Source organism: Providencia heimbachae ATCC 35613, from assembly GCF_001655055.1.
GTDB classification, from domain to species: Bacteria; Pseudomonadota; Gammaproteobacteria; order Enterobacterales; family Enterobacteriaceae; genus Providencia; species Providencia heimbachae.
The window spans coordinates 35,929-49,425 of the sequence record NZ_LXEW01000053.1 but is presented as its reverse complement, the minus strand read 5'-3'; the positions used below and the strand labels follow the sequence as shown (position 1 = coordinate 49,425).

Annotated in this window: 14 protein-coding genes and 1 pseudogene; all 15 read right to left on the bottom strand. The window is 44.1% G+C overall.

The features are described 5' to 3' along the window. Positions 1 to 3,753: TipJ family phage tail tip protein (locus M998_RS19020; protein WP_248846451.1), on the bottom strand; the 3,753-nt coding region annotated here is incomplete at its 3' end. 2 nt (positions 3,754 to 3,755) lie between these two features. Continuing rightward, a complete protein-coding gene (locus tag M998_RS19015) occupies positions 3,756 to 4,412 on the bottom strand; it encodes a tail assembly protein (RefSeq protein ID WP_068910341.1) in 657 nt (218 codons plus the stop codon). Further along, the gene (locus M998_RS19010) at positions 4,316 to 5,050 is read right to left on the bottom strand and encodes a C40 family peptidase (RefSeq protein ID WP_068910353.1); all 735 of its coding nucleotides are present in this window, start codon (positions 5,048 to 5,050) and stop codon (positions 4,316 to 4,318) included. Before M998_RS19010 ends, M998_RS19015 begins: the two co-directional genes overlap by 97 nt. Positions 5,051 to 5,052: 2 nt before the next feature. Further along, positions 5,053 to 5,751, bottom strand: coding sequence for a phage minor tail protein L (locus M998_RS19005; RefSeq protein WP_068910339.1), 699 nt, complete (start codon positions 5,749 to 5,751; stop codon positions 5,053 to 5,055). 57 nt (positions 5,752 to 5,808) lie between these two features. After that, a complete protein-coding gene (locus tag M998_RS19000; protein ID WP_169817221.1) occupies positions 5,809 to 6,123 on the bottom strand; it encodes a superinfection immunity protein in 315 nt (104 codons plus the stop codon). A gap of 167 nt (positions 6,124 to 6,290) precedes the next feature. After that, complete coding sequence (locus M998_RS18995) at positions 6,291 to 6,620, bottom strand: phage tail protein (protein WP_068910336.1); 330 nt, start codon at positions 6,618 to 6,620, stop codon at positions 6,291 to 6,293. 83 nt (positions 6,621 to 6,703) lie between these two features. Then, on the bottom strand, positions 6,704 to 7,267 hold the full coding sequence (locus M998_RS18990; protein WP_197713325.1) for a Rha family transcriptional regulator: 564 nt from the start codon (positions 7,265 to 7,267) through the stop codon (positions 6,704 to 6,706). Between the two features lie 364 nt (positions 7,268 to 7,631). Continuing rightward, entirely contained in the window at positions 7,632 to 10,607 is a 2,976-nt protein-coding gene (locus tag M998_RS18985; protein ID WP_068910335.1) for a phage tail tape measure protein, read from the bottom strand. Beyond that, positions 10,582 to 10,854 (bottom strand): phage tail assembly protein T, encoded by a 273-nt coding sequence (locus M998_RS18980; RefSeq protein WP_068910333.1) that lies wholly within the window; start codon positions 10,852 to 10,854, stop codon positions 10,582 to 10,584. The genes M998_RS18985 and M998_RS18980 overlap by 26 nt, the downstream gene beginning before the upstream one ends. A 65-nt stretch (positions 10,855 to 10,919) precedes the next feature. Further along, entirely contained in the window at positions 10,920 to 11,318 is a 399-nt protein-coding gene (gene gpG / locus M998_RS18975; protein WP_068910331.1) for a phage tail assembly chaperone G, read from the bottom strand. A 96-nt stretch (positions 11,319 to 11,414) separates the two neighbouring features. Further along, positions 11,415 to 11,879 (bottom strand): annotated as a pseudogene (locus tag M998_RS18970) (phage tail tube protein); the annotation flags it as partial. Between the two features lie 11 nt (positions 11,880 to 11,890). Next, entirely contained in the window at positions 11,891 to 12,289 is a 399-nt protein-coding gene (gene gpU, locus M998_RS18965) for a phage tail terminator protein (protein ID WP_082913053.1), read from the bottom strand. Next, positions 12,289 to 12,852, bottom strand: coding sequence for a phage tail protein (locus M998_RS18960; RefSeq protein WP_197713324.1), 564 nt, complete (start codon positions 12,850 to 12,852; stop codon positions 12,289 to 12,291). Before M998_RS18960 ends, gpU begins: the two co-directional genes overlap by 1 nt. Continuing rightward, complete coding sequence (locus tag M998_RS18955) at positions 12,830 to 13,126, bottom strand: ATP-binding protein (protein ID WP_068910327.1); 297 nt, start codon at positions 13,124 to 13,126, stop codon at positions 12,830 to 12,832. Before M998_RS18955 ends, M998_RS18960 begins: the two co-directional genes overlap by 23 nt. A 3-nt stretch (positions 13,127 to 13,129) precedes the next feature. Next, the gene (locus M998_RS18950; RefSeq protein ID WP_068910326.1) at positions 13,130 to 13,477 is read right to left on the bottom strand and encodes a DUF2190 family protein; all 348 of its coding nucleotides are present in this window, start codon (positions 13,475 to 13,477) and stop codon (positions 13,130 to 13,132) included. Positions 13,478 to 13,497 lie beyond the last annotated feature (20 nt).

The following is a 13,497-nucleotide window of genomic DNA, read 5'->3' as shown; positions in this document are numbered from 1 at the left end:
AATCGTAGTGATATCAGCGCTAATTCCATCAAATTGAGTCGATATTTTCTCAAATGATTGAGCATAGGCAAGATGATTATTAGCAACAAGATTATCAGTACGCACAATAGCAGCTCGTGATTTGAGTATTTCAGTACCTTGTACGTTTTGCTGGACTTGTAGCTGCCCGATAGCTTCAACCTGTGAACCTTCCGTGGTGGCCGTCGTTTGTTGGAGATGACTGATTAACGCTTCATTATCTTCAAAGCGTGATTCAGTTTTCTCTATTTCCTTAGTTAGTGCCTTGTCAGTGCTAGCGGTGGTTTCTTTTAGCTGACCGATACTGGCTTGAGTATCCTTATACTGACTCTCTTGAGTTTGTGTAATGTTAGTGGTGGTTTCGTTCAGGTTAGCAATTGCAGTTTTTTGCTCATCAACAATACTGCTGACGCTTGATAACTTTTGGCCTTGCTCATCCAGTTGCCCTTGGATGCCCTCATCACCCATCTGGATTTCTGCACGTAACTGCTCTTCCGTTTTCGCCAGTGCTTCATCTTGCTTGGCTTGAACTTCTTTAATCGTGACAATAGCCCCTTCAGCATCATCAAACCGTGCATCGATTTGCACCTTATCTTCTGCTCGCGCTTCTGTTTCAGTTGCTAACGCGGTCTCTGTTCGAATGATACGCGCCCGAGAAACACGCCCCTCATCGTGTAATAAGTTAACTTGAGCCTGTGTTTGTCCTATTGACTCGACAAGGGCTTTTTCATTGTCAGAAAAGGCTTGTTCGATGTGCGTAATATAGCCGCGCATTTCACCAAACTCAGCGACTGTTGATTGTTCAAGGCTTGCTTGTGCTTTTTCGAGGTCAACCGTGGCTTTTTCAACCGTGGTCACTCGTCCTGTAATGATACCGACTTCTTCATTGGTACTTTCAATCTCGGCACGAACTTGCCCGATTTGCTGAGCGAAAGCTTCATTGGATTTGGCTAATGATTCTTGAACTGTCAAAACATCCGCTGCAGTACGTTCAAACTTTGAGGCAACTTCTTGCTGATACTTCGCTTGAGATACCGTGAAGTCAGCTTGAACCTGCTCTAACTGCTTGATAGATGCTTTGCCTTTGGCTGACTCTTCCTTGAGTTCATAATAGTTCTCGGTTGAGAATTGTGTGATCGTCATCATCGCTTCGTTAACCGCATCAAATTCGCGATCGATGCTGATAACTTTTTGCTTGAAATCATCACTGTCAATTTTCAAGTCAGACACTTGGTCTTTGTTGAAGTCGATTTGTTCTTGCATGATTTGACCAGCTTCGCTGCTGAGGAATTTGTCGCCTATAACTTCGAGTATTTCATCAGCTCTATCCTCTGGCTTGCCATTTGCTTCAACAAACTGCGATTTGCCCACTGGGTTAACACTTCTAACGTAAATATAATATGTCTGTCCAGCTTTCAGCTTTCTTCCCTGAATAACCCACATCGTACCGTTGCCGAGGTATTCGGCTAATAGCTCAACTTCGTTAATATTGGCGATCCGTTTTTCAGAGAACCAAAACTCATACTGCAGACGCAGCGCATTTTGCCCTGCAACGTGCGGAATAATTCCTAAGCTAAAAAAGCCCGGCTCAACATCAATGTATGACGGCGGTGGCGGTGGGTTAATGTCAAATGAGACCGAGGCTTGCTCACCCTTCTGTCCATCTTTATTTTGTGGCGCTACGGATAGCAAATAATTACCCTGAGGTAAGTTACCGATCCGATAGCGATTTTCTTCCGTTTTTGCGGTACCCACAATACGACCAGCTTGGGTTAATTTAAGCATAAAATCAACGCCACGAACGGCGGTTGTCGTTGTCCAGTTAGCTTCAACTTGCCAGATGTCACTATCAGGACTCACTTCAACTGATAAATTTTCAATCGGCGGAATATAGCCCCCCAATGGGGTGTCGGGTAAGGGTTCGAACTTTATCCCCTGATCGACAATAGCCTCTTTTTCTGGGACGTGCTGAACAGCAATAACCCCATACGTCCCATCACCTTTATCGGAAATGGTGATCGCCCTGAACAAACGGCGCGCTAAATCCGGTTTCGTTATTCCCCAAACTGTTTTAGGTTCGATACCTTTCGGTACCGACTCCACTTTAATTTGGCTATTGGCTAAGTACCCTGTCACTTTTACACGTTCATAACGTCCAGTGCTGTTCATTAGCGTAATAAATGCGGTACCCGATTTCGGTTTTGTGACTTCCCTGTCAAGGGTTAATACTTTTTGAGCCGCATCGATAGCAATCAATCTACCACCTATCGGATCCTCGCCGCCAACCCAGTCGTTATCCATAATTTCAATAATATCGCCCGGCGTATGACGCAACCCTTCCGCGCCAATATCAAACTCAACGGTTTGTGTTTCTAGCTTTTCAGTGAGCAATATCCATAAACCGTGACGCCTTGCTTGCCCTCGACTCGTACAACCGAACGCATCAACCCTGAGCACATTAATACCAAATTGAGCCACTAATGCATCATCAGAAATTTGCTCAACACTGGTTTTCCAGCCATTTTGCGGATCGATAAAACGGACTTCAATGACGGTGTGACGGGCTTTTAATGGGCTAAAACTGTAATTAAAACGACCGTTAGCTATATTGGCATTGGTATATGGCCAGACAACATCGCTTGGGCGATCTTGAATGAAGGTCATTTGCATCCCGTTCCATACGGGCATAATGCGCATGATTGAGCACAGGTCGCTGAAGTAATCATACGCTTTGCGAATATCAGTAATATAGGCATTACAGGTTGCCCGAGGTTCTTTGCCCCCAAATCCATCGGGTACTAGCTGATCACAATATTGGCCAATAACATACAGTGCGAACTTATCAACTTCCGCAATTTTAAGTCGCTTACCCAAACCAAAGCGCTTTGTCGTTAATAAGCTATACAAAACCCAAGCGGGATTGTTTGTGTATGCCGGCTTAAATGACCCGCTCCAAATGCCCGCATAGGTGCGAGTTTCAGGATTATAGTTATCGGGAACTTGAACAATTAAACCCCGCACCAAATAGTTGCGAGTGGGGTACTGGTTGCCAAATTGCTCGCTTTCAAACGTTAGCCCGGCAACGGCTGAGCCCGGATAAGTTTGATTAATATCCGTAATTTCGGTGTAACTTGACCAAATAGTGTTGTTTTGCAAACTATCGCTCGTGCTGTCTGCAGTAATCCGCACCATCCTAAGGCTAAACGGCGGTGGCGGCAGGTTGTCGATAATAACGGCCATTAAATACGGGGAGTTACTGCGTTTACCCCGGATAGTGACATTTTTTTCAGTTACCCAACTTCCATTGCGCTGGATTTGAATTTGTAATTCAACTGCCGTACCAACACGATCTCCATTGTCTTTGATTTCAACGAGGGCTTGAGTACCAAAGGTTAGGCGAAGGCGATCAATATTTCTGGAAGTAATAGTGCGAGTAACGGGTGTGCTTTTTTTAATTTCAATGCTAACGGGTGTTTCACTCGAGGAAGAGGAGAAACCTTCTAATGCAGGTTGCTCTAATGTGCCTGACACCCACTGCGCATTCATGCCGTTAACGTTACTGTTGCCTGACGAATCAATGACCGGGGTATTATTGAGATACACCCCTTTTAGATCACCGACCGGTCCCTCTATAGGGCCTTCACTCACTAAATCGATAATGGATAATTTTTGTCTTGATGTTAAATCGTTTGGCGCTTCATACGGTGTATGCTGCTTTCCACCATTCTTACCCATGATTATGTCTCCCCGCTGCCACCATGTTTGCCCACATCAATATCTTTTGCATCACTGTCGTCCATGATTTCAACAGATTGAGAAATCACCCTTGACCCACACATAATTTCACCGTAGGCAATGGGTACCGCCATGCCTTGTGCGACTGCGTTTTCTAAGTTACTGAAATAGGTATTCCCTTTCTCTTCTTCCGAGCGTGACATGCTTTGCGGCTTGGGCATTGGCGTTAGCATCTGCGCGACACCCCCGATCATCATTGCCCCGCCCGCTAACATCATTGACGCACCAAAACTCCACCCCGCAGGGTTCCACCAGCCAACAGCTAAAATGGCAGCGCCCGCAATGAACTGGAAAGCCCCGCCTGTTTTTGCCCCTTCAATACGAGGAACGATATGGATAACCGCGTTCGGCATTAATGGCTCATAGACACGCTGATGTAACTCATTAGGGTTAACATCGGAGCCGCTAATGCGTATTTGGTACCATCCATCACGGAATTGTTGTTTAAGGCTGGGAATTTGAAGAAATAAGGCGTGAAGGCCTTCTGCGGCGGTTTTAATATTTAAATCGAATCGACTGCCAAATCGTTGCAAATCCCCGTAAAAGCGGAGGGTTGCCAGTTGCGGTAGCGCCAAATCGAGTGCGTCATTTTTTGCCATCTTTCGTTATAAACCTCGCGCTTACTGAGTTGATTAGGGACGTGGTGCAAAATGGTTTGGTCGCCCAAGTAGATTGCGGCGTGATTTGCCCGGGAGCTGGCGTAGCAACACAGAATAATGTCACCCGCTTGAATATCTCTTTTGACTTGTTTAAAGCTATTTACAGCCAAATTATCTAAATAGAGCTCTTTTCCTTGCTTCCACCAGTTATCATTACGCTTAAATTCGGGCAATGGATAGCCGGCTAAATGATAGGCATCCCGAAATAATCCATAACAATCAGTGCCACCATGAATAAACTCACGCCCAAGCAATCGCGGTACACAGTCAAATTTGATAATTTTTTCATCACAAACTAGCCACCATGGAAGATGTGTTTTTAATTGATGCGCTCTATCCGCTGAACTTAAATAAGGCTGTCCATCTGGGTGGCTGTGAACAATAGCGATAACCTCGCCAAGTTGACTAGCTTGAATGTAATCTTCGACTGAAATAGAGAAATAATTTTCAGGGTCGGCATGGTTGTTTTTGCAGGGAATATATTTTTCTATCTCACCCTGCATGATGACAAGGCCGCACGATTCCTGTGGCGCCATGCTTTTTGCATGCACCAGGATGTGATTTTCTAACATAGTGATCCTTACTGGCTGAGGCGGGATGAAGAAAGGAAACAGCCAATTCTGGCGGTGTTACTCCTTAATTTGCAGTCGGATAAGCGCTTGCCGCATTTATCCTTGCTCGGGTCTTGTGTTGGATTTCCGAGCTCATCAGCTACGGGGACACCCTTGTAACCGCACTCTTCAGAACGATAACCAAAGTTGCACACATCCGAAAGGATCACTCGAGCTGGAAACGTCGCCCCATCGGTTTCTGTGGGTGCGGCTAGTTCCCACGTTGCGGTTTCAGTATTAATCGACGTTAATTGTTCGATGACCCAACGGCTTATTTGCTCTTGTGTCGGATCCGCATTTTCATTGCCACCCGCAAAATTAATTGCATCGAGGAATCGTGAGGTTGTTTTTCGGCGCGTAACTATGCCGCCTAGACCTGAGTTTAAGCGGCTGGCTATGCCAAAAATCAAACCAAATAGATTTGATAACGAGAGGGATGGGCGACTTGATGGACCTTTACCGTTAAATTCAAAACCATCCCCCATAATAGGATAAGGCTCATATTCTTGACCTTGCCAAATAACCGGTTTCAATAATTCATTGGTACCATTATAAAATCGATACTTAACCCCACCAATATTGGTCAGATCTATTTCATAAAGTATAATTTCCGCATCTGCTTCAAGCTTTGCAGTTGCGATGAGTAATTCGGGTGGGATGTTTTGCATTTATTTTACCCATTAAAAAACCACCCGAAGGTGGTTATTATAGTTTTAAGAGATTAATCAATCTTTGGGCGGAATATCACTCCCGCAATGCTTACACTTTATTGCCGCCTCCAATATATCCTCCGCACAATAAGGACATTGCTTTGTTTTTTTTCTACCCACACCTAAGTTTACATTAGCCATTATACTTTTACTGTTTTCGTCTTTACCGCCTAAAGCCCACACATAAGCAACAACCCAGCCAATTAACGTCCAGCCTAGTAAAATATTTACTACTAGAATTTGATTAAATCTTGAATGGCTTTTAATTTTAGCCTCGATTGCAGGTAAAACGTACAGCAAAGGGGCCGCAATAAAAAATGATAATGACACGACTCTACCAAAACTATTTAAACTATGTGCTGGTATCTGCCCCATAGAAAAACTGTAAAAAACAAGAAAGACCAAGATTAGGAGCCTTAATATAAACATAACAACCTCGTACGGAAATAGTTACTATTATATTAGCGGATTGAGATAAAAGAGAAAGCGATCTTGAATTAGCAAGCTACTTCTTCAAATTCTGCACTTATTCCAGTTCTAATATTCCCGCTATCTGATGACCATTTTTTACAAACAACCACAACTGCAGGCTCACTTTTGGCAGGCTGAAATAGAAATGATCTCACCCCCCCATGGCGCTTTAAAAACGCTAGAGCCTGTTTAGCTTTTTCAGGTCGCAATGATAAGCTAACATTATATTTTTCAAGGTGTGAGTTTAATCCGTCAGGTTTACGTTGTTCATAGCCATCACCAAACTGAACAGATTTAGTGCGAGGGGAGAAGTCTGTTTTCATCCCCGGTTTAATTGGCCAATTAAATATTTCCATTATTCCACCCATAAAAAAGACCGCTGAGCGACCTATTCACCTGTAAAATCAATTGGCTCAGTTTTGAGCCGGCGTAATTAGGTTTATTTGTCATGGGAGAGAAACTTACCGCCGCCGACTAACCCTAGCGCCATTTGGCTAATGTCACCTATTAGCTTTTCAGCGCGGTTTAGAATAATTAAATCATCTTGTCGCTTACGCAATCGACGACCTGCATCACTAGAATCTTCATCAGAAGCTTTTCTTGCTACCGCTAACATGTGTTGTAGCTGTTGAACAGTAAAACAAAAACCTGATTCAGACTCTAGCTCCGTCATATGATCAAAAACCTGCGCTTGAAGTTCATAGCTATAACTCATGGCCATCAGGCAAGCTTCACGTTTTGGGAAGCGATAGCATGAATATGAACGGCCTTTTGAATCGGTGTAATCTCCCAAAAATTTAGGAGATTGATTTCCACCCAATACCTTGGGGACTTTAACCATGAAATGGTCATGCCTTAACTTTCTGTATTCGCGACATGGAAACTTAAGGCCTTTCATTTCTGCTTTTGCCTTTCGATCGGCGTTGATGTAGTCAACCATTTCCAAACTGGTCATGGTTGGTTGTTCAGATATAGCATTGTTGATGACTGTTAATTTAGTCATGATACTGTCCTTACTTAGTAATGAACCCTTGCCACATAGGAGATCAGCCCATCGAAGCAGTATCAGCTATAACTGATCTCCTCAAAGGCTCATTCCTAAATAACGGTTCGATGTTTTTAGATGTGTGTGCATGTGGTGCGCAGGGTGAAATGCATGCTGCTTATTACAGAAACTGAATAAATTTAACTTTCTTTTAACTTTACTTTCGTAACATCACATTGAGAGGGGTATGGTTATTACATCGCTTAGTTATCACCCTCAGATATATTCCTAAGAACCATCCCTTCAAGCCCCAGCACCGGGGCTATTTTTTTTGATATAAAAAAGCCCCCGTAAAGGAGGCTTGGCTTGATTATTGTGTTATTTATGCGAATGAACCGCCATCGCGGCGCTGTTTTCTCATATAGTCTTCGGCACCTTTTTTGCCTATTTCATAGAACGCTTTGAGTGCTTGGGGTCCTATCTCACCATTTGAACCATCATTTTGAATAGTCACATGGTTTGTTTGATGAAAGCCACCAGCATTCTGATTTGCATTGGCTGCGACTACGCCCAACTTACCATTAGCGCCACGACGCAAAGGAAGGATAGCTTCAGGACCAGCTTCCCCCATCAAGCCTGCTCCGCGAGCAAATGGAAACAGTGTCGGTTTTGATACAATCTGCCCGCTATATGCACTGAGCCCCGGCGAGTTATAAACTCCACCATTAGCATTTGCCGTAACCGCACCACCGCCAAACCCGAAAGCCTCAAATCCTTTAACAATAGCCATTTTAATGGCTATTTCGGCTAACATTTTTAAGATGGATTTTGCAAAATCCTTGAAGTTAGCCTCACCACTAGTTAGTGTTTCTGCTAGCTGTGAACTAAAGCCATTTAACGTTGCCGAAGTGACGCTTTGGATCTGTGCATTGGCATCCAATGCTGCATCACGATAATTCCCCCATGCCGTGCTTGCGCCTGCAGCCCAGTCTGTTTTTGCAGTATCTTCCTTATCAAAAGTTGCTTGCTTTGCTGATCTAACCGTATCCCACTGAGGAGTCCCGCCATAAGTTGAGCGTAATTGCTCAACTTCTAACGCCCGCTGAAGTTCAAGCGATGACTTACCCAGTGAATCAGTAATCGCTTTTTGCCGCGCCTCTTGCTGCTTGGCGTATTTATCAGCCTGATCTTGTAATTTATTAAGATGCTCTTGCTTGGAAATTTGATCGCCCAAATCTGCCAGCATCTTTTTGTTTACAAGTATGCTTTCTTTATTTTTTAATAAAGATTGCTCATCAAGCGATAACTTACGTGATTTACTCGCCTCCTCCAGAACATCGAATTTAGCCTGCTCTAACTGCAAGTTTTTACGCTGCTGACTGATAAAATCAGTTGCAGATGAATGCTGTTGAAGAAGTTTTAATTGTGCTTGAAGTGAGGTTAATTCTGCTTGCGCAGATTCATCTTGTCTTGTTCCTAAGTCTGGTTTGTATGCTTTACCTTTTGGGGTTTTCGGTGTTTCTCTGGCTAATTCCTTTTTATATCTTATTTCCTCCTTTTTGATTGAGTCATCAATAACTGATGGTGTTGCGCCTGAATTTTTAATTTCTGCTAATCTTCTTTGGTGTTTATCCTCTGCTCCCTCGTAGTCTCTTTTCAGTTTCTGATCTGCATTGAAAATTTTCTTTTTCCGCTCCTCTTCATTACTTTCCGCTTTATCTCTAGCGGATTTTATGTCGTTTTGAAATTTAGTTTCCTTTAATAAGGCTAGTTTCTCCTTCCTTTCATCCATTCCAAATGTGTAGATAGTATCGTCAAAATTAGCAATATATTTTTCAAGGCGTTTTATTTCATCTTCAACTGGTGCTTCCCTGCCAAGATCTAACATTTTATCCCATGCTTTTTTCGCCTCATCCCCAGCCCATCTCCAAGCACTTTCCAGCGAGCCTATGTTTTCACTCATTTGCTTGGTGCGTTCATTTATAGCTGTGGAATAAAGTTCCCAAGCTAACTTTGTCGCCTCGGTTTTTCTTCCTTGCTCCTCAAGCGTAGTGATCTGCTCTAGCTGAGTCGCTGTCAGGAAATGCATGGATTTATCTAATTCCATGACGGCTTGGACAGGCTGGTCTTTAAGTCGCTGAAATTGCTTAATGGTTTCATCGATAGATTGACCGGTGGCCTTTTCCATTTTTGCAGCGACATTAGCAACCATATCCACTTGTGAGCCAGTGAAAGAACCGGAACCTACTACCTGTGCAAGCGCATCAGCCATTTTATACTGCGTGATGCCATCGCCTGATAATGACCTAGCGAGCTCGTTGAGTTGCCCCTTGGTTTTTGCCGCATAGTTACCGGTTAAGATAAGTTGCTTATTGTATTCAGTCAGTTCTTTCGAACCTTGGTAGGCTGCAATACCAAATGCGGCCAATACCCCTGCACCACCCACCATGGCAACTTTCCAAGGGGTAATTAAGGATGCGATCGCTTTTAGGGAATTACCAAAGCCCCCGAAGGAGTCTTTAATTTGGCCCCCTTGCTGAATAGCCACCAGCCATAGCGGCATACCCGATGCTAGTGAAGTCACTACATCCGTCATTTGCATAGGTAGCTGGCGCATCGCTTGTCGATACTGTCCAGACGTTAAAACGACCCCCTTCATGACACTATTTTGCTTTTCGAGTTTACGAATATAAATATCGGCTGAGCTCGAAACGCCTAGTTGAGCGGCCTTGATGCGCAACATTTCAGTACGTGAAAGATTTTGCTGAGTAACTTGTTCTTTGAGCTTATTAATAAAACGTTGTTTAGCTTGGGTTGCGGAGATTTCCGCGCGCTCCATCGATTTTGCCGTACCAACCGCTTGTGATGATAAAGCTTGATAATCTTTGGCGTTAAGTAACCCTTGCTGCATATCCCGATTCATGCGCCGGCGAATATCATTCAGGTTTTCCAAGCCCTTGCCGTACTTTTCAACCACATCTAATTGGACGTAATACTGTTCCGCTCGAAACTCTTGACCGCTTGAATTGGTTGATTTTTTTAGTTCAGCCTCATGCAAGGCTTTAATCTTCGCATGAATGGCGTCCATTTCTTTCATCGCTCGCTGGCGATCACTGGACGCCTTCTGCTCCGCTGAAATAGATTCTTTTTCAAACTGTTTAAGTTGCGTCCGTGAACGCTGCAGCGCCGCTTCCGCTTTCGCGGCTTGCTTGTCCATAAAATCTTGCTGGCGCTTTTTGGATGCCTGCTCTTTGCGTTCCTGCTCTGACAATTGGCGCTCAACTCGCCCCGCCTTTTCCAAAAACTCGGTGGTATCTGCACCAATTTTTATCTCAAGATCCGCTATTTGTTTGCTCATACCGTTGCCCTCCTGGTATGCCTTCCCCGATAGATTGAATTACTTCATCAGACATATCTTCTTCACTGGGCTCGATATCCGTTAACAGCATAAAATCAGTGAGTTCAGTTTTAGCGCCACACATCGCTGAATAAATTGAGGTGTGCAGAGTCGCAAATTCAATGTCAATTAACTGAGGTGTGAAGGGGGTTTTATCGAAGTGACCTATCCAATCGTTAAATTCAGAAGCACTCATCTCACTGAGCATTCGACGCCAGTCTGGTCGCCCAAATTCACGCGCAAGTCGTAATGCAAAAATACGTTCACGGCGAACTACTTTTCCAGTGATTCAGTCTCGCTCTCACTAGCGTCATCATCATTTTCCGCTGAGGTCATGCCGCTAATTTCAGAAATTGCACGTACCGCTTCATCTAATGATGAGCCGCTCCATGTTTGGGCTACTTCTTCGTAAACTTCTTCAACATCACGATCACGGTCATTGTGCCAAAGTGAACGAGAAACCAGCCAAGCTTGGCTTTCTGCCATTGCGCGCATCGATTTAGCACCAAGCTCAACGCCTTCTAGCCCTTCCATGCTCTTTTCTTGCTTAGCTAAAAAATCAAAGTAATCTGCGCGTTGCAGTGCCGATAGCTCATGCAAAACAATTTGTTCATCGCCGAAACTCACTTCTTTTTTCTTTAAAAACATAGTATTACCTTTTTCTGTAGGCATAAAAAAAGCCACAACAACTGTGGCTATCTTATTGATTGAACTAATTTATTAGTCTTTTGGTGCGGGCACTGATTTACCTGCTGGCTTCGGCTCAATTTCTTCCGCTAGCGTTGGGCGTCCTGTGTTTTGAATTTTTACTGTACGGGTGATGGTTTCTTTGATTGGAATGGTTTTTCCTAGCCCGCTTACCCACCCCTTAAACAAATCAACAGTTCCATTCGGGTAGGCAATTTTATAAAAACGGGTGTCCCCGCTATCAAACCATTTTACAAGATCTTTTTGGCCTTCTTCGCCCGGCTTCCATGCAAGTGTGATATTGGCTTCACCTGATGATTTTTCACCCTGCGATGTGTTTTCCCAGTCACCGTTAGGATCATCAAGATAGCTATCATCTTCACTGGCTGCAGTAATTTCACCGGGCTGTAGCTCTTTGACCTTCGCTAAACGGGTAAACCCTGTATCACTTAATGGATCGGTAATAGTTTCTTCCGCTCCGGTATAAATCCAGAGTGTTGTTCCCGCCCCTTTAGTCGGGGCTAATGGATTTGGTACTGTTGGCATAATTAAATTCCTTACATTTCGTATTCAATTTGATAGGTCAAATCAACGGATGCCCATAGCGCCATTTCATCGTCGCGATCATAATCAAACCCTTTCGGTGTCATATCGGTTAATACGTCACCTAAATTGCTTATGCTTTCGATTGCTGGGTACAGCTTTTCTTCTACCCATTTATCTAAATCAGAATCGGTTTTTGCCGCTTTTAAAAAAAGCTCAACATGAAGAATGGCCATCCATTGGTTGCTATCAAGGTAATTTGAGTCTGGGTGAGGCTCTGTTAAATAAACGGCAATAACGGGAAGCTCTGACTCATCAAAATTCACCGGTCTGCCATCGTATAGATTGATATTCGGAATATGCGCTTTAATTCCATCAATAATCAATGTGCGGATCTTGGTATGCTTAATCACTATCCCCCCTTAAAATAAAGCCGAAGTTGGTTATTCAAGGCATCTCGCATTTCTTTGCTCATGTCCTCTTCACGGACTTTAATGGCGTGTTCTTCAAAGGCTTCCGTTAGCGGTTTAGAAACGGGTATTTTGACAACATCAATTGGGTAGCGACTTAAGCTTAACCGTTGCATGACGTGCCACTTGCCATTTTTTAGCTGTTGAATAAACGCGCCTTTAAATGTGAATTTACCCACTTTTAAAACACTGCCGTGTCGACGCTCAATTCCTCGACTTCGGGACAATTGAACACGCGCCGTGCCGAGTACAATCGCCGGCAAGTTACCTCGGTTTACCGTAACCCGCGCTTTTGGCGTTCCCTGCTTCGCACTGGCCTTTTTGAGCCTTACACGTTTGCGGATGATCTTCTGCTGAATGTTAACTTCTTTAGAAACTTGCTTAACACTACGACTAATGGCTCTTGCCGCAATTCGATTAATCGCCTGCGCGGTTGCTACAGGAGTGACCTTATCAACAATCATGCTGAGATTTCGAATCGCTTCATCCTTCCCCTTCATCGTCATCAGCCTCTAAAAAAATCATCCACTTGCCATTAAATCTTTGGCGGCGAGTCGCTTTATAATGAAAGCCACCAGCAATCACGCTGTCATCTTTTTCGGGCTTATACGCATCAGAAAAAATGACATAGGAAAGTCCATCCCCTGTAACAGGTCCAAATTCGGGCAAGAAATGAGATTCCACCCCAATGTAGTCAACACCGTTAATTGTGATGGACTTTCCCATGCGTGTTGCGGTGAGTGCGTCCATGCGATCGGCTAACCGTTCAAACGCACTCATAAATTAACCGCCTGCAGCAGCAACTGTCGGGAATATATTCAACTTAACCGGTACAAGTTCTGCACTGGCTTCAGCCGCTTCCCATGTTACCCCGACAGCGACACCGCCCTTGTCTGCCACAATGCCTTTATCAGCGGTTACCGTCTGCCCTGCCGTTAAAGCCAAGCCTGCCTTTTTAGGCAATAAGAAAACACCCTCGGCGAACCCATCACCGGTTTCACCCACTTCAATATTTGTGGCTGCAATACAAGCCAACACGCCAACCATCACTAAAGCGCCACTAAGGATCACTGCGGTGCCGGTGTTTTTAATCTCAACAGTTAAACCCTGTTGTTGGTAATTCTTAGCCATAACTTCTCCTTCTGGCTCCG